17 protein-coding genes, 2 pseudogenes and 1 riboswitch are annotated in these 14239 nt (G+C 43.8%); of the genes and pseudogenes, 9 read left to right on the top strand and 10 right to left on the bottom strand.

Annotated elements, in window-relative coordinates; all coding sequences use genetic code 11:
- Window positions 1-102 precede the first annotated feature (102 nt).
- From MK396_RS07925 to MK396_RS07910, 4 genes are read left to right on the top strand one after another with little or no spacing between them, the layout of a single operon-like run.
- A complete protein-coding gene (locus MK396_RS07925) occupies window positions 103-705 on the top strand; it encodes a hypothetical protein (protein ID WP_000846130.1) in 603 nt (200 codons plus the stop codon).
- Window positions 705-1496, top strand: coding sequence for an energy-coupling factor transporter transmembrane component T (locus MK396_RS07920; protein ID WP_268724222.1), 792 nt, complete (start codon window positions 705-707; stop codon window positions 1494-1496). The genes MK396_RS07925 and MK396_RS07920 overlap by 1 nt, the downstream gene beginning before the upstream one ends.
- Window positions 1472-2308 carry an ABC transporter ATP-binding protein gene (locus MK396_RS07915; RefSeq protein ID WP_268724221.1) on the top strand — a complete coding sequence of 279 codons (837 nt, stop codon included), beginning with the start codon at window positions 1472-1474 and terminating at the stop codon, window positions 2306-2308. The genes MK396_RS07920 and MK396_RS07915 overlap by 25 nt, the downstream gene beginning before the upstream one ends.
- Window positions 2295-3095: an energy-coupling factor ABC transporter ATP-binding protein gene (locus MK396_RS07910; protein WP_000103848.1), complete on the top strand. Its 801-nt coding sequence runs from the start codon at window positions 2295-2297 to the stop codon at window positions 3093-3095. The genes MK396_RS07915 and MK396_RS07910 overlap by 14 nt, the downstream gene beginning before the upstream one ends.
- A gap of 224 nt (window positions 3096-3319) precedes the next feature.
- Here the strand turns inward: MK396_RS07910 and MK396_RS07905 are convergent, their stop codons facing one another.
- The 4 genes and pseudogenes from MK396_RS07905 to MK396_RS07890 all read right to left on the bottom strand — a co-directional run bounded on the left by MK396_RS07905 (window position 3320) and on the right by MK396_RS07890 (window position 4654).
- The gene (locus tag MK396_RS07905; protein WP_193389213.1) at window positions 3320-3481 is read right to left on the bottom strand and encodes a hypothetical protein; all 162 of its coding nucleotides are present in this window, start codon (window positions 3479-3481) and stop codon (window positions 3320-3322) included.
- Window positions 3469-3696: pseudogene (locus MK396_RS07900) on the bottom strand (DNA-binding protein). Before MK396_RS07900 ends, MK396_RS07905 begins: the two are co-directional and overlap by 13 nt.
- 12 nt (window positions 3697-3708) lie before the next feature.
- Entirely contained in the window at window positions 3709-3966 is a 258-nt protein-coding gene (locus MK396_RS07895) for a plasmid replication protein (protein ID WP_268724220.1), read from the bottom strand.
- Complete coding sequence (locus MK396_RS07890) at window positions 3959-4654, bottom strand: IS6 family transposase (protein ID WP_268724219.1); 696 nt, start codon at window positions 4652-4654, stop codon at window positions 3959-3961. Before MK396_RS07890 ends, MK396_RS07895 begins: the two co-directional genes overlap by 8 nt.
- Window positions 4655-4693: 39 nt before the next feature.
- Here MK396_RS07890 and pnuC point away from each other — a divergent pair.
- Window positions 4694-5200: pseudogene (pnuC, locus tag MK396_RS07885) on the top strand (nicotinamide riboside transporter PnuC); the annotation flags it as partial.
- A gap of 36 nt (window positions 5201-5236) precedes the next feature.
- Here pnuC and MK396_RS07880 read toward each other — a convergent pair.
- Together MK396_RS07880 and MK396_RS07875 are read right to left on the bottom strand one after the other, a co-directional pair.
- Window positions 5237-5569 (bottom strand): hypothetical protein, encoded by a 333-nt coding sequence (locus MK396_RS07880; protein WP_000958145.1) that lies wholly within the window; start codon window positions 5567-5569, stop codon window positions 5237-5239.
- Between the two features lie 26 nt (window positions 5570-5595).
- A complete protein-coding gene (locus MK396_RS07875; RefSeq protein ID WP_268724218.1) occupies window positions 5596-6150 on the bottom strand; it encodes a TetR/AcrR family transcriptional regulator in 555 nt (184 codons plus the stop codon).
- A 132-nt stretch (window positions 6151-6282) separates the two neighbouring features.
- On the opposite strand from MK396_RS07875, the gene MK396_RS07870 reads away from it, so the two are divergent.
- Window positions 6283-7173, top strand: coding sequence for a cation diffusion facilitator family transporter (locus MK396_RS07870; protein ID WP_198459280.1), 891 nt, complete (start codon window positions 6283-6285; stop codon window positions 7171-7173).
- A 33-nt stretch (window positions 7174-7206) separates the two neighbouring features.
- Here MK396_RS07870 and galR read toward each other — a convergent pair whose 3' ends face one another.
- A complete protein-coding gene (gene galR / locus MK396_RS07865) occupies window positions 7207-8211 on the bottom strand; it encodes a DNA-binding transcriptional regulator GalR (RefSeq protein ID WP_254736594.1) in 1005 nt (334 codons plus the stop codon).
- Window positions 8212-8375: 164 nt separating this feature from the next.
- Here galR and MK396_RS07860 point away from each other — a divergent pair, with 164 nt between their 5' ends.
- The 3 genes from MK396_RS07860 to MK396_RS07850 all read left to right on the top strand — a co-directional run bounded on the left by MK396_RS07860 (window position 8376) and on the right by MK396_RS07850 (window position 11528).
- Window positions 8376-9554: a galactokinase gene (locus MK396_RS07860; RefSeq protein ID WP_268724217.1), complete on the top strand. Its 1179-nt coding sequence runs from the start codon at window positions 8376-8378 to the stop codon at window positions 9552-9554.
- Window positions 9555-9572: 18 nt separating this feature from the next.
- Complete coding sequence (locus MK396_RS07855; protein WP_268724216.1) at window positions 9573-11054, top strand: UDP-glucose--hexose-1-phosphate uridylyltransferase; 1482 nt, start codon at window positions 9573-9575, stop codon at window positions 11052-11054.
- 69 nt (window positions 11055-11123) lie between these two features.
- Complete coding sequence (locus MK396_RS07850) at window positions 11124-11528, top strand: PaaI family thioesterase (RefSeq protein ID WP_268724215.1); 405 nt, start codon at window positions 11124-11126, stop codon at window positions 11526-11528.
- A gap of 26 nt (window positions 11529-11554) precedes the next feature.
- On the opposite strand, the gene MK396_RS07845 is transcribed toward MK396_RS07850, so the two are convergent.
- The 3 genes from MK396_RS07845 to MK396_RS07835 all read right to left on the bottom strand — a co-directional run bounded on the left by MK396_RS07845 (window position 11555) and on the right by MK396_RS07835 (window position 14231).
- Entirely contained in the window at window positions 11555-12817 is a 1263-nt protein-coding gene (locus MK396_RS07845) for a nucleobase:cation symporter-2 family protein (protein WP_268724214.1), read from the bottom strand.
- Window positions 12817-13398, bottom strand: a complete 582-nt coding sequence (locus tag MK396_RS07840; protein ID WP_268724213.1) for a xanthine phosphoribosyltransferase — start codon at window positions 13396-13398, stop codon at window positions 12817-12819. The genes MK396_RS07845 and MK396_RS07840 overlap by 1 nt, the downstream gene beginning before the upstream one ends.
- Window positions 13399-13517: 119 nt before the next feature.
- A riboswitch (purine riboswitch) is annotated at window positions 13518-13613 on the bottom strand.
- A gap of 231 nt (window positions 13614-13844) precedes the next feature.
- On the bottom strand, window positions 13845-14231 hold the full coding sequence (locus MK396_RS07835; protein WP_198459286.1) for a bleomycin resistance protein: 387 nt from the start codon (window positions 14229-14231) through the stop codon (window positions 13845-13847).
- Between the last annotated feature and the right edge of the window lie 8 nt (window positions 14232-14239).

Raw genomic sequence — 14239 nt, 5'->3', positions numbered from 1 at the left:
GGATGGAAATCTTGTGTATAGACAGTTCAGTAGATATATAATAGAGCGTTGCGTCCGAAAGTCTATCCAGACACGGCTCTTAAAAAACAAAAGGAGAAGATTATGAAAACAGAACCGATTCATCGTACCAGTATGTGGAAATTTAAGTTAAGTGCTGCCACCATGACTTTGATTCCCGCTGCCGTGGGGATTAACTATGTTGCCAAAGCCTTGGCGGAGGGGTTAAAGTTGCCCGTTTGGCTGGGGTCTTTGGGAACCTTTCTTACTAGCATGTTGGCTGGGCCGGTTGCCGGTGCCATTAGTGGTTTCATCAACAACGTGATCTATGGGCTGACCTTATCGCCAATTTCAACCGTGTATGCGATTACCAGCATCGGAATTGGGATTGCTGTCGGAGTTTTGCACGCCAATGGGTGGTTCTCGTCAGCGCGACGAGTATTTGTTTCTGCTATTATTATTGCCATCGTTTCAGCTGTCATTTCAACGCCACTCAACGTCATCTTTTGGGGTGGTCAGACCGGTATCGCTTGGGGTGACTCATTGTTTGCGGTAATGGTCGCCAATCATGCACCAGTGTGGCTGGCCTCATTTACCGATGAGTTTGTCTTGGATATTTTGGATAAAGTCTGCGTGGCCTACCTGGCATTCTTCATCTATCGTCAGCTGCCGAAGCGGATGGTGCACTTCTTTAGCGATGATAAATGATGACTGATAAAACATTGATTTCTGGAGCGCCACGGGTCAAGCTCAAGTGGTACCAGGTGATCGATCCGATTACTAAGCTCTTGTTCATCTTGGACATGACGTTGTTGAGCTTTGCCAGTATGAATTTATTGCTTCAGGCCGGATTAATTCTTGTCGCAACACTGCTATTGTTATTTTCCAAATTGAGTTCTACCACCTTTAAGGCGCTGGGATTCAGCCTGTTTCTGATTTGCACCATGCTGATCATCCAAGGGTTATTTTACAGTCGGAATCAAACTGTGCTGTTTTCTGTGCTTGGGGTGCCGTTCTACAAAGAAGGCCTGATTTACGCCACCACTCTGGGTTGTCGAGTATTGGTGATTATTTTGACCAGTGGCTTTTTTATGGTGACCACGAGTATTTTAGAAAACGCGGCCTATTTGGAACTGTCCGGATTGTCTTATAAAACCGTCTACGTTCTGATGTCGGTGTGTTATATTTTGCCGGAAATGATGCGCAATATGCGGAAAATCCAGCAGGCACAAAAAGTTCGCGGAACCAATCCGCAAAAAACGTTGATTCAGAAATTAAAGTCAGTCCTGCCGGTTCTAATTCCATTGGTGATTAAGACCTTGGATCAATCGATGACGCGGTCGATTTCTCTCCAACTGAGAGGTTTTGATAATCTCAACCGGACTGTCAGAACCTCCCAGCGCGTGTATCGCCTGTCGCGGACGCTGCACATTGGTCTGACTGGATTGGCAATTTTATTGATTGGGTGGAAGATATGGACGAAGATAAACGGATTGTAATTGAAAATTTGACCACCCGTTATCCGGGTACTGAGCAACCACAACTGCGTCAGATTAACGCGGAGGTTCATACCGGCCAGGTGGTTGGGATTATCGGGAATAGCCACTCCGGCAAATCGACTTTGTGCCGTGTGCTGGCAGGGGTCATTCCCAAAATTGTGTCTGCTGAGATTGAGGGCGATTGGCACATGTTTGGCCAGCGAGTGTCTGACAATTGGCCCGTTTATAATGCCATGAATGGAGTTGTACTGCAAAATCCAGCTGGCCAACTAAGCGGGTTGGCAGACACGGTTGCCGATGAAATCGCCTTTGACTTGATTAATCAGGGAATGGCTGAAGGACTGATTCAAAAACGGGTTGAAGAAGTTGCCACGCAAATGGGGCTGATTGAACAGCTGAATTTGCGTCCCGAGAGCCTTTCCGGTGGTCAGATCCAGCGGTTGGCAATTGCCACGGCAATTGTGGCTAATCCGGCTGTTTTGATTATGGATGATCCGACCAGTGAGATGGATCCCCTTGGCCGCCGGCAATTTTTCCAATGGCTGGCCCAAGTCAAAGAGACGACTGTCTTCATTGTCACCAGTGAAATTGACGATTTGTGCGAAGTCGCCGACGTTGTGTGGGTGCTGCACGAGGGTCAAATGGTAGCCCAGGGCAGGCCGGGTGAGGTGTTTAATCATTTGGCAGCTGACTGGCAGATTCCAGCCCCGACAATCCAGCAACTTGCTCAAAAAATGGATTGGCACTTGGCTGATGGCCGGTATCCGGTGAATTACGCTGATATGAAGGAGGTTCGTTATGTCCACAATTGAACTGAGCCACCTGACGTTCACTTATCCGGAACGGTCCTTTAGCTTGGATGTTGAAGACAAACACTTCGCCGATCCGATGGTGGCGATTGTCGGCCAAAATGGTGCCGGCAAATCAACGCTCTTCAAATTGTTGACGGGTTTGCTGACACCACAAACCGGTGTGATTAAGATCGATGGAGAAAATTTTAATGATCTTAAACCAGTCGAAAAGTTACTGAAGGTTGGGATTACTTTTCAGAATCCTGACGATCAGCTTTTCAACCCGACCGTTCAACGAGAGGTGGAGTGGAATGTCGCGCAGGTCATGGATGACCACGACACGATTACGAGGCGGGCTTTAGCGGCTCTAAAAAGAGTTGGCTTGGATGATAAAACAGCTGAAAGTCCATATGACCTGTCATTGTCGGAACGCAAGCTGTTGAGCGTTGCCACAGTTTTGGCAGTGGATCCGGCGATTTATTTATTTGATGAGCCGATGATGTCGCTTGATTGGGAAAGCCGGCGCAAGTTGACCGCAATTTTCCATCAGTTGGCTGATTCGGGCCACCAAGTTGTGACCATCACCCATGACATGGATTGGGTCGCCGCCGAGTTTGAGTCGGTGTATGTTATGGAACACGGGAAGTTTGGCTTCGCCGGCAGTCCACGGGAATTGTTCAGCAATCACGAACTTGTCCAGCGAGTGGGATTACTACCACCGCGGATTATGGACATAGCGGAGTCTCTGGGTGATTCACAGACATATTTATCGGTTAATGATTATTGCCAGAAAAATCGAGATGTATAGAAAAAGTCACCTCTGCGGGTTTTCCAGGTTGAAGGATTAACTTCAGCTTCTGGCAAGAACTCACATGGGTGACTTTTGTGTTTAATAACGTTTCATGATCATCGGGTGCTTCCTCAGATCACTCGGTTTGATTTTACTTTGTTTCATGGTCATAATCATATACCATTTCTTTTGGATTTTTTGTTTGACTAATACAAAATAGGTCTTCATAGGTCTTCGCATTTTTAGCGTCCATTAGGATCATCAGTATAATTTTCTGAATTAGGAGACTGTCCCATCACTATTCGAACTTCGTCTCTCAACTTACGCTGTTCCCATTCATCCGTGAATCCTTTAAATCGCAATTCTGGAACTTTCTTTTTAACTGAATCATCTATTTTCGCCATAGTCTCCACCATTTTATTGGTTTTTCTTGTTCTTCTATCCTTTTTTGATCTTTGATTTGTTCCTGTAAATTTTCCAACTTCTATTTAAGAGCGTTCACTTCATCTTTATATTGATTGTCTAAGTGTTTGAATTCTGTTTCCTGTGAGGGCATTTTGAGGGCTTTTAAGTTATCATTTTCCGCCTTGTATTCTTCTAGCAACTTTTTATCTTGCAAGGCTAATCGTTGTTACTGGTCTAACAAATTAGTTAGTTTTTCTATTTGTTGGTCTTTGCTACTTATTTGTTGGTCTTTGGTATTTGATTTGCTACTACTTTCTACTTTACCTAAAATTATTTTTTCTGCTTTAGAATTTATTAGATTAGACCCATTGGAACTTTTAAGCTGTAATTCTTTTGGTAACCTTTGGTAGTGATATTGAATATTTTGTTTTGTAACACTCAACTCATCCGACAGCTCTTTGATCGTTTTTAAGTCTTCACTCATGGTTTAAGTCCTGCCTTTTAACCGTTGGTAGATATTGTTCAATGGCTTTTTTGAGGTAGCGTGCGATATTATGCTTAGAATATTCTTCACGTCTGCTGGCAACATAAGACAAGTGGTCTTTAACACTATTTAGCCCTCTTAATTCTTTCAGTTCGTCATAGAGGGGGTAAACATGGACTTGCAATCCTGCCATGATTTTTGTATCTTGCATTTCAAACGAACTTAGCAACATATTTTCTAGCAATAGCGTGGTGTACTTGCTTTTCATTGCTTCAATAGCTAGCTTATCTTCGGTTTCTGCTTTGCGTGCTTTATCTTCTTGATAGGCGGTATCTTCTAACTTATAGCTGTTATCGTCTGCTCGACGTTTCTTTCGTAACCAGATATCCAATGTTAAACCGTCCGCATCAATCGCTCGATAGAGATAATGCCAACGCCCCTTAATTTTGATATAGGTTTCATCCATTTTCCACGAATGGAAGGACTGTTTATTTTTCTTTTTCCAGAGATGATAGAGGATTTTACTGTATTCTTGAACCCACCGATAAATCGTAGTGTGACAAACATTTATTCCACGGTCATAAAGCAATTCCTGAACTTCACGATAGCTCAGATTGTAACGTAGGTAATAACCAACAGCGGCAATGATGACGTCTTGTTGGAATTGTTTGCCTTTAAAATGATTCATCTCTCAAGCCTTACTAACCTTTTTTCTGCTCTTTGAGAAGCTGAAGGTCGTGCTAGTAACTACCTATTTGGTTTGATTAATTCCATCATTTATCTGGTGCTTGCCTTTCAAAAAGGCTTCTATGGTGAGGTTTTAACAACTCTCTATTTTACAATTATGCAGCCAATTGGTCTCTTGGTTTGGATTTATCAAGCCCAGTTTAAGAAAGAACAACAAGAGTTTGTCGCACGTAAACTAGACGGCAAGGGTTGGACAAAGTATCTTTCTATTAGTGTTCTTTGGTGGTTGGCCTTTGGGTTTATTTATCAGTCTATCGGAGCTAATCGTCCCTATCGTGATTCTATCACTGATGCGACCAATGGTGTAGGGCAAATCCTCATGACAGCTGTTTACCGTGAACAGTGGATATTCTGGGCTGCTACTAATGTCTTTTCAATCTATCTCTGGTGGGGAGAAAGCCTGCAAATCCAAGGGAAATACCTAATTTATCTCATCAATAGTCTAGTTGGGTGGTATCAGTGGAGCAAGGCAGCAAAAAGCGCTTAAAAAAGTAAAAAAAGGATCAGATGATCCTTTTTTGTGTTAGAGCAAAATGAATAATACCGTAATGACAATAGCACTCGTTATACGAATAATGTGGTGCGATATATGTTGATTTTCTTGCTGTCGCCCGTTCCAGTAGGCACCATAGCAGACGATACTCGAACCCACAATCCATAGTAGAATGGTTGCCAGTGGGACGAAGTAAAAGATAGCTAGAGCCAGAGAAGTGATGCAACTGCCGACCAAGATGCACGTGTTTCCCAGACTGTAGTTCTTTTGTTTCATGGCTGAAAAAGCAGCAGCAAGGTGAAGCAATGAGAAGGCGAGAGCTAGTACAATTGTTAGTATTCCTAGAATCATCGAAGTTAACATAGTTGGTTCCTTTCTGAGTTACAGGCTTAGTTATCAAGTGGAGTTGTAGAGGTCGTCTCCATTACATCAAGGTAAAATCTCACCACTTGGTCTTCTGTATAAGATTTTCCTTTTTTTAGCCACCAAGTTAGAGTCTCGATAAAGTTCGTCACAACAAAATGCTGGAGGTAGGAGGCCGGAATGTTTGGATAGGACTCTTGCAAGTCATCCGCCACCATGGGATAGACGTGGTGTTCGAGTTCCTTGTGTAGTAGGCGGAGGAAGTAGTCGTTTTTGGAAAAAAGGAGACTGGTGACACGGTCCTGGTTTTTCTGAAAATGTAAAAAGATATGTGCGAGGTAGTCCTCGGTAGTAAAGTGTCCTTCCCTTTCAAAGAGATGATGAAAGAGGTAGCGACAAAGCTCATCTAAAAGGAGTTCCTTGCTTTCATAGTGACAGTAAAAAGTAGAACGTCCAACATCTGCTAGGTCAATGATATCCTGAACAGTAGTGGCATCATAGCCCTTGTCGTTCAAAAGTTGTAAAAAAGCTTGATAGATGGCTTTTTTAGTCTTGCTGACTCGACGGTCTCTTTTTGGCATATAGACACTTGAGACAAACTGTTCAGAACTGAACAGGACTGACAGTTTGCTTCTATCCTTTCTTTGGATTTTATTAGATAATACAAATGAAAGAAGTATGTATATACCCATTATACCAAAGGAGGGAGAGAAATGAGTTCTAAAACATCTATCTGGTTAGCTTTTTTCTTAAATTTAAGTTATGCGATTGTTGAGTTTATCGCAGGAGGAATCTTTGGTTCGAGTGCAGTTCTTGCTGATTCTGTTCATGACTTGGGAGATGCTATAGCCATTGGCATCTCAGCCCTTTTAGAAACAACTTCAAACCGTGAAGAAGATAGACAGTACACCTTGGGTTACAAACGTTTTAGTCTTTTAGGGGCCATGCTAACGGCTGTGATTCTTATGATAGGGTCTGTCCTAGTGATCTTGGAAAATATCACAAAGATCGCTCACCCGCAACCCGTCAATGAGAATGGCATCCTCTGGCTGGGAATCATTGCAGTAGTTATCAATGTACTAGCAAGTCTGGTAGTTCGTAAAGGAAAGACAAAGAATGAGTCAATTCTTAGCTTGCATTTTTTGGAAGACACTCTTGGTTGGTTGGCTGTCATCCTAATGGCGATTATCCTCCGATTTACAGATTGGTATATCCTCGATCCATTTTTATCTCTGGTTATTTCTGTCTTTATTCTGTCGAAAGCCATTCCTCGCTTTTGGAGCGCACTGAAGATTTTCCTAGATGCTGTGCCAGAAGGGGTCGAGACAAGTGATTTGGAGAAGGATTTAGAGGCTCTTCCCAATGTCAAAAGTATCAATCAACTTAGTATTTGGTCCATGGACGGTCTAGAGAATAATGCTATTGTCCACATTTGTATTAAGGACTGGGAACAGATGATGGAAACCAAAGAAGTGGTGCGTCAATGTTTAGAAGAAAGAGGCGTGCAGAATATCACTATTGAAGTAGATAGCAGTCAAAGTAACCATGCGCAACATAGGCGGAAGGTGAGAGAGGTAGAGCAGAAGCATGGTCATCATCATTAACAAAACGACCTCTAGCGAGGTCGTTTCGTTATCCTATTCATTCCTCGTACTCTCTCTCAAAGTCAGTCTGGTGCCCAGCATAGTCAAGCTGGGGATTTTGCGACCGTGGAGAACTTCCTTATTAAGAATATCCATACCTGCTCGGCCCATTTCTTCGGTATAGACGGTAATGCTAGAAAGAGGAGGATAGACCTGCTTGGTCAGACTAGTGTCGTTAAAGGAAATAAGGCTGACGCGGTCTGGTAGGCTAATTCCAGCTTCTTGAAGGGCACGGAGGGCACCGATGGCTAAACTATCGCTGGCAGCGAAAAAGGCTGGTGGGAGTTGTTCTCCTAGCTTGTGAATGGCCTCCTTCATCAAGTCATAGCCAGACTGGGCAGTAAAGCTCCCTTGAAAAACCAGTTCTTCATGGTAGATACCATTTGATTGGGTAATGTCTTTGAAGTTTTCTAGTCGCTTATCCTGGATAATTTCTTCCTGGTCGGTTGTTTCCTCAAGGCCTGTGAGAATGCCAATCCGATCCACCCCCTGACTGAGGAAATGGTCTACAACTTGTTTCACAGCAGTGTAAAAATCAGTGATAATACAGGTATGACCTAGTGAGAGGGTGTCACTGTCTATAAAGACTAAAGGTTTTTGGTATTCTTCAAAGGCAGCAATCTGAGCTTGGCTAAATTTTCCGATGCAGAGAATGCCAATCACTTCCTCGCTTAGTGTAAAAGGATGGTCATTAAAATAGCGCAAGATGTCATAGTCCAACTCTTGGGCCCTTTTTTCAATACCGAGACGAATCTGATAGTAGTAGAGGTCGTCCAACTCCCCTTGTTCGCTGACCCATTGGATAATGGCAATCTTTTGCTTGGGTTTGTGGGATTCGCCTGTCTTGAGGTGCTTAGTATAGCCCAGCTCTTCAGCGACAGTTAAAATACGATGTCTGGTTTCTTCTGTGACAGATAGGCTCTGGTCGCGGTTGAGGACACGAGATACGGTCGCGATAGAGACAGAGGCTAGCTGTGCAATGTCTTTTAAGGTAGCCATAAATCCTCCTCCTTTTAGGTTAGTATATCATATTTTTCTGCTTTTTACTGATAGTTTAGTAAAAATTTAGTAAAAAGGATTGACCTTGGCAAATGCCTTGGATACAATAGAAGAAAACGATTACACGTTAAGGTGACTTAACGGACAGTCAAAGGAGAATTCATATGACACAAGATCTTACTACTGAAGCCCTTCGCAAAGACTTTCTTGCCGTTTTTGGTCAAGAAGCAGACCAAACTTTCTTTTCACCAGGTCGTATTAATCTGATTGGTGAACACACAGACTACAACGGTGGGCACGTTTTTCCAGCTGCTATTTCTTTGGGAACCTATGGAGTGGCTCGCAAGCGTGATGACCAAGTTTTGCGTTTCTACTCAGCCAACTTTGAGGACAAGGGTATCATCGAAGTGCCTCTTACTGACCTCAAATTTGAAAAAGAGCACAGCTGGACCAACTATCCAAAAGGGGTTCTTCATTTCTTGCAAGAAGCTGGACACGTGATTGACAAAGGGTTTGATTTTTATGTTTATGGAAATATCCCAAATGGTGCAGGCTTGTCATCATCAGCATCCTTGGAACTTTTGACGGGGGTTGTGGCAGAGCATCTCTTTGGTTTAAAACTAGGCCGTTTGGATTTGGTTAAAATCGGAAAACAAACAGAAAACAACTTTATCGGAGTCAACTCTGGTATTATGGACCAGTTTGCTATCGGTATGGGAGCTGACCAACGGGCCATTTACCTAGATACCAACACCTTGGAGTATGACTTTGTGCCACTTGATTTGAAGGACAATGTTGTTGTTATCATGAACACCAACAAACGCCGTGAACTGGCGGACTCTAAGTACAATGAACGCCGTGCTGAGTGTGAAAAAGCTGTGGAAGAATTGCAAGTTGCCTTGGATATTCAGACCCTGGGTGAATTGGATGAGTGGGCCTTTGACCAATACAGCTATCTAATTAAAGACGAAAATCGCTTAAAACGTGCTCGCCATGCTGTTCTTGAAAATCAACGTACCCTCAAAGCACAAGCAGCTCTTCAGGTAGGTGATTTGGAAACATTTGGTCGCTTGATGAATGCATCTCACGTTTCTCTTGAGCATGATTATGAAGTAACTGGCTTGGAATTGGATACCCTTGTTCACACAGCTTGGGCTCAGGAAGGTGTTCTTGGTGCTCGTATGACAGGGGCAGGATTTGGTGGCTGTGCCATTGCCTTGGTTCAAAAAGATGCTGTTGAGGCTTTTAAGGAGGCTGTAGGCAAGCGCTACGAGGAAGTAGTTGGATACGCTCCAAGCTTCTATATCGCTGAAGTTGCAGGTGGCACTCGCGTCCTTGACTAGTTAAAAGGAGGCTCTATCGTGACCTTAGTAGATAAATTTGTAACACATGTTATTACTGAAAGTTCATTTGAGGAAATGGATCGAATCTACCTGACCAATCGTGTCTTGGCACGAGTGGGAGATGGTGTTTTGGAAGTTGAGACGAATCTGGATAAATTGATTGACCTCAAGGACCAGTTGGTTGAGGAAGCGGTTCGATTAGAGACGATTGAGGATAGTCAGACTGCGCGTGAAATCCTTGGTGCTGAACTGATGGACTTGGTAACCCCTTGTCCAAGTCAGGTTAATCGTGACTTTTGGACAACCTATGCTCACTCTCCTGAGCAGGCGATAGGGGATTTTTACCAGCTCAGCCAGAAAAACGACTACATCAAGCTCAAGGCCATTGCTAAAAATATTGCTTATCGTGTACCATCTGACTACGGAGAACTTGAGATTACCATCAACCTCTCTAAGCCTGAAAAGGATCCAAAGGAGATTGCGGCGGCCAAGTTGGTGCAAGCTAGCAATTATCCCCAGTGTCAGCTTTGTCTAGAGAACGAAGGCTACCATGGTCGGGTTAACCATCCAGCTCGCAGCAATCACCGCATTATTCGTTTTGAAATGGCGGGTCAGGAGTGGGGCTTCCAGTATTCGCCCTATGCTTATTTTAATGAGCACTGTATTTTCTTAGATGGGAAGCATCGTCCCATGGCTATCAGCCGTCTCAGCTTTGAGCGTCTGCTGGCGATCGTAGAGCAATTTCCGGGATATTTTGCGGGTTCGAATGCCGACCTGCCGATTGTGGGAGGCTCTATTCTCACTCATGATCACTATCAAGGAGGCCGTCACGTATTTCCTATGGAATTGGCTCCCTTGCAAAAGACTTTTCGATTTGCTGGATTTGAGCAGGTCAAGGCTGGGATTGTCAAGTGGCCTATGTCAGTGCTACGTTTGACTTCGGATTTCAAAGAGGAATTGATTAACTTGGCTGACAAAATTTTGCAGGAATGGCGGCAATATTCAGACGCTAAAGTACAGATTTTGGCAGAGACAGACGGGACACCACATCACACCATCACACCCATTGCCCGTAAACGCGATGGACAGTTTGAGTTGGACTTGGTCTTGCGAGACAATCAGACATCGCCAGAGCATCCTGATGGCATCTATCATCCCCACAAGGATGTCCAACATATCAAGAAGGAAAATATCGGCTTGATTGAGGTCATGGGCTTGGCTATCTTGCCACCACGCCTGAAAGCAGAAGTGGAGCAAGTCGCCAGCTATCTTGTAGGAGATGATGAAGCAGTTGCAGACTATCATCAGGAATGGGCAGACCAGCTCAAAGCCCAACATCCAGACCTAGCGGATAAAGAAAAAGCCCTTGAAATCGTCAAGGACTCTGTGGGTGCTATCTTTGCGCGTGTTTTGGAGGACGCAGGGGTTTACAAGCAGACGGAACAAGGACAGGCAGCCTTTATGCGCTTTGTAGAGCAGGTTGGAATTTTGCCAGACTAGGAGCTTTCTCCTTGCACAGTCCTATAAAAAGTAGTATCATAGTGTCGTTTGAACTATCAGGAGGAAACGATGAAAGATTTGCATTTTGACGCTATATCTGCTTTTGAAAATTACGAAATAGAAAAAATGAGAGATGGTCATGTTGTGGTGACGACGAAAGTAGTGAACTCGTCGCTCAACTACTATGGCAATGCCCATGGTGGCTATCTCTTTACCCTTTGTGACCAGATTAGTGGTTTGGTGGTCATTTCACTAGGGCTTGATGGAGTGACGCTTCAGTCCTCTATCAACTACCTCAAGGCAGGAAAACGCGACGATGTGCTGACCATTAAAGGAGAATGTGTCCATCATGGATGCACAACCTGTGTCGTGGATGTCGATATCACCAATCAAGAAGGCAGAAATGTCTGCAAAGCCACCTTTACCATGTTTGTCACAGGACAAAGGTCAGAAGAAAGACAGGTAAGGATATAGAAAAAAGAGGTTCGTACCTCTTTTTCTTATTTCTTTTTATGATTTAACACGGCATTGAGGACAATGGCCAGTAGGCTTGCTACGACGATTCCATTTGAGAAGAACATTTGGAAGGCTGTCGGCATGCTGACAAAGAGATTACTGTTATTTAGACCTACACCAGCAGCGATTGATACAGCTGCGATAAGGAAGTTGTGTTCATTGTTAGCAAAGTCAACGCGGGCGAGGATTTGCATCCCTTGAAGGGAAACAAAGCCAAACATCACCAGCATGGCACCACCAAGGACAGGACTCGGAATGATTTGGGCGAGGGCACCAAACTTAGGTAGGAGTCCGAGGAGGACTAGGAAACCAGCTGCATAATAGATTGGCAGACGGGTCTTGATACCAGACAATTTGACCAAGCCAACGTTTTGTGAAAATCCTGTATAAGGGAAGGTGTTAAAGATTCCTCCGAGAAGTACGGCCAAACCTTCTGCGCGGTAACCGTTGCGAAGGCGCGTGCTGTCGATTGGGTCATTGGTAATATCTGACAAGGCTAGGTAAACACCAGTGGATTCAACCATAGACACCGTTGCAATGATACACATCATGACGATAGAGGAGATTTCAAAAGTTGGAGCACCAAAGTAGAGGGGGGTTGGGACATGGACAAGTGGTGCTGCCGCAACAGGAGAGAAGTCCACCAATCCCATGGTAGCAGCGATGGCAGTTCCGACAACCAATCCAATCAAAATAGAAATGGACTTGATAAATCCTTTGGTAAAGATGTTAATCAAGAGGATAATCAGAACAGTGATAGCTGCAAGCAAGAGACTTTGACCAGTTGGCTCTGGGACATTATTTCCCATATTTCCAATAGCGACAGGAATCAAGGTCAATCCAATCGTAGTGATGACAGAGCCTGTTACGATAGATGGGAAAAGATTGGCCACTTTTGAGAAGATGCCTGAAATCAGAACCACATAAATCCCTGAAACGATAAGGGCACCAAACATAGCACCGCTACCGTGACTCTGCCCAATCATAATCAAAGGAGCGACGGATTGGAAGGCGACTCCGAGAACGACTGGTAGTCCAATCCCAAAGTATTTGTTGAGTTGGAGTTGAAGGAAGGTGGCCACCCCACACATGAAGATATCTGTGGAGATTAGGTAGGTTAACTGCTCAGCTGAATAGCCAAGAGCTGTCGCAATCATGATAGGAACCAGAATAGAACCGGAGTACATAGCTAGTAAGTGCTGTAAGCCAAGAACGGCTGCTTGCGAGTGTTTTTCTTGTTTTTGCATTAGAGATCTGCCTCCTTAAATACGACCTGACCATTTTCAAAACGATCCAAGCGAGCCAGTGATAGGACGGGATATCCTGCTTTTTCAAGCAAATCACGACCATCTTGGAAAGATTTTTCAATCACGATACCAATCGCTTCAACTTTTGCTCCAGCTTGTTCGATGATTTGGATCAAGCCTTTGGCAGCTTGGCCATTAGCAAGGAAATCGTCAATAATCAAGACCTTGTCCTCTGGTGAGAGGAATTTTCCAGCGATGGAAACGGTGCTTGTCACCTGCTTGGTAAAGGAGTAGACTTGGGCAGTTAAGATGCCTTCGTTCATGGTGATGTTTTTAGCTTTCTTGGCGAAAATCATGGGAACATTCAAGGCTTCGGCAGTAAAAACGGCTGGGGCAATGCCTGACGCTTCAATGGTCACGACCTTGGTAATACCAGCAGAAGCAAATTTGTCCGCAAATACCTTACCAATTTCCCGCATCAAGCTAAAGTCAACTTGGTGGGTTAAAAAGGAATCTACCTTGAGGATGTTTTCACCCAAGATATGCCCATCCTCAAGGATGCGCTCTTCTAATAATTTCATAAGACCTCCTAAAGTCTAAAAGATGCTTCATTTGCTTGTTTAGAGATTCTGGCAGGAAATAGAAAAAGGGCCTACTTAACAGATAAGCAAGCCCTCCAAACAGGTATGGCCCAACCCATACCTTCAGCAGACTTACTCATTGTTAGGTGTTCCGGCACCTTGTAGAAACGTCGTGCCAATTCACGACATAAACAAGTAAAATGATATTCAATTTTAAATAGGCTGACGCCAATGTTTTTATTTTACACTAATTAACTTTATAAATCAAATATTTTGTTAATGTTTAGATATAAAAAACGAACAAATTGAAGAAAAAAGAGCAAAAGCTCAATTGTAGGCTAACATTTAGAAGATTATTCCATCATAAAAGGCATATTATCAGGATTTTTCGAGACCTGACAATATGCCTTTTTCTGATTTGAAAGATTTTTCCAGTCTCTATTTTTCTACTCGCTGAATCTTAAAAAATAACCATCTGGATCCAAAACGGCAAATTCGTGAGGATAGATGTAGTAATCCCCAACACGAAATGTTCGTTTGGTCAGCGGACGATGGATAGGGTAGTCAGCTTCCAGCAGTTTTTGGTGGAGCTGAGGGACATCTTCAATGCCAAAGGAAATATTGACACCGCGCCCGAAAGGATAGGTTAGTTGGGCTAATTCTTCTGTGCTGCCTTCTTCTAGCATAAGTTGGCAGTCTTCAAGCGAGAGGAAGAGAAATTTCTCCTCTGGACGCTCGTATTCGACAGAAAATCCCAGCAAGTCGCAGTAGAAGTGGCGTGACTTTTCGAGGTCAGATACTACAAATTCAGGAATGACAGCTTGATAGTCCATTAGCTTTC

This window comes from Streptococcus oralis (genome assembly GCF_026782235.1).
Taxonomy (GTDB): domain Bacteria; phylum Bacillota; class Bacilli; order Lactobacillales; family Streptococcaceae; genus Streptococcus; species Streptococcus oralis_CC.
This window is presented reverse-complemented; position numbering and strand designations above follow the sequence as displayed.

Excerpts from the sequence above, each read along its gene's own strand:
- MK396_RS07890 (WP_268724219.1), bottom strand. The coding sequence starts at position 4,654 with ATGAATCATTTTAAAGGCAAACAATTCCAACAAGACGTCATCATTGCC.
- MK396_RS07915 (WP_268724221.1), top strand. The coding sequence starts at position 1,472 with ATGGACGAAGATAAACGGATTGTAATTGAAAATTTGACCACCCGTTAT.
- MK396_RS07895 (WP_268724220.1), bottom strand. The coding sequence starts at position 3,966 with ATGAGTGAAGACTTAAAAACGATCAAAGAGCTGTCGGATGAGTTGAGT.
- MK396_RS07840 (WP_268724213.1), bottom strand. The coding sequence starts at position 13,398 with ATGAAATTATTAGAAGAGCGCATCCTTGAGGATGGGCATATCTTGGGT.
- MK396_RS07920 (WP_268724222.1), top strand. The coding sequence starts at position 705 with ATGACTGATAAAACATTGATTTCTGGAGCGCCACGGGTCAAGCTCAAG.
- MK396_RS07880 (WP_000958145.1), bottom strand. The coding sequence starts at position 5,569 with ATGTTAACTTCGATGATTCTAGGAATACTAACAATTGTACTAGCTCTC.
- MK396_RS07845 (WP_268724214.1), bottom strand. The coding sequence starts at position 12,817 with ATGCAAAAACAAGAAAAACACTCGCAAGCAGCCGTTCTTGGCTTACAG.
- MK396_RS07870 (WP_198459280.1), top strand. The coding sequence starts at position 6,283 with ATGAGTTCTAAAACATCTATCTGGTTAGCTTTTTTCTTAAATTTAAGT.
- MK396_RS07905 (WP_193389213.1), bottom strand. The coding sequence starts at position 3,481 with ATGGCGAAAATAGATGATTCAGTTAAAAAGAAAGTTCCAGAATTGCGA.
- MK396_RS07875 (WP_268724218.1), bottom strand. The coding sequence starts at position 6,150 with ATGCCAAAAAGAGACCGTCGAGTCAGCAAGACTAAAAAAGCCATCTAT.
- MK396_RS07850 (WP_268724215.1), top strand. The coding sequence starts at position 11,124 with ATGAAAGATTTGCATTTTGACGCTATATCTGCTTTTGAAAATTACGAA.
- MK396_RS07910 (WP_000103848.1), top strand. The coding sequence starts at position 2,295 with ATGTCCACAATTGAACTGAGCCACCTGACGTTCACTTATCCGGAACGG.
- MK396_RS07835 (WP_198459286.1), bottom strand. The coding sequence starts at position 14,231 with ATGGACTATCAAGCTGTCATTCCTGAATTTGTAGTATCTGACCTCGAA.
- MK396_RS07925 (WP_000846130.1), top strand. The coding sequence starts at position 103 with ATGAAAACAGAACCGATTCATCGTACCAGTATGTGGAAATTTAAGTTA.
- galR (WP_254736594.1), bottom strand. The coding sequence starts at position 8,211 with ATGGCTACCTTAAAAGACATTGCACAGCTAGCCTCTGTCTCTATCGCG.
- MK396_RS07860 (WP_268724217.1), top strand. The coding sequence starts at position 8,376 with ATGACACAAGATCTTACTACTGAAGCCCTTCGCAAAGACTTTCTTGCC.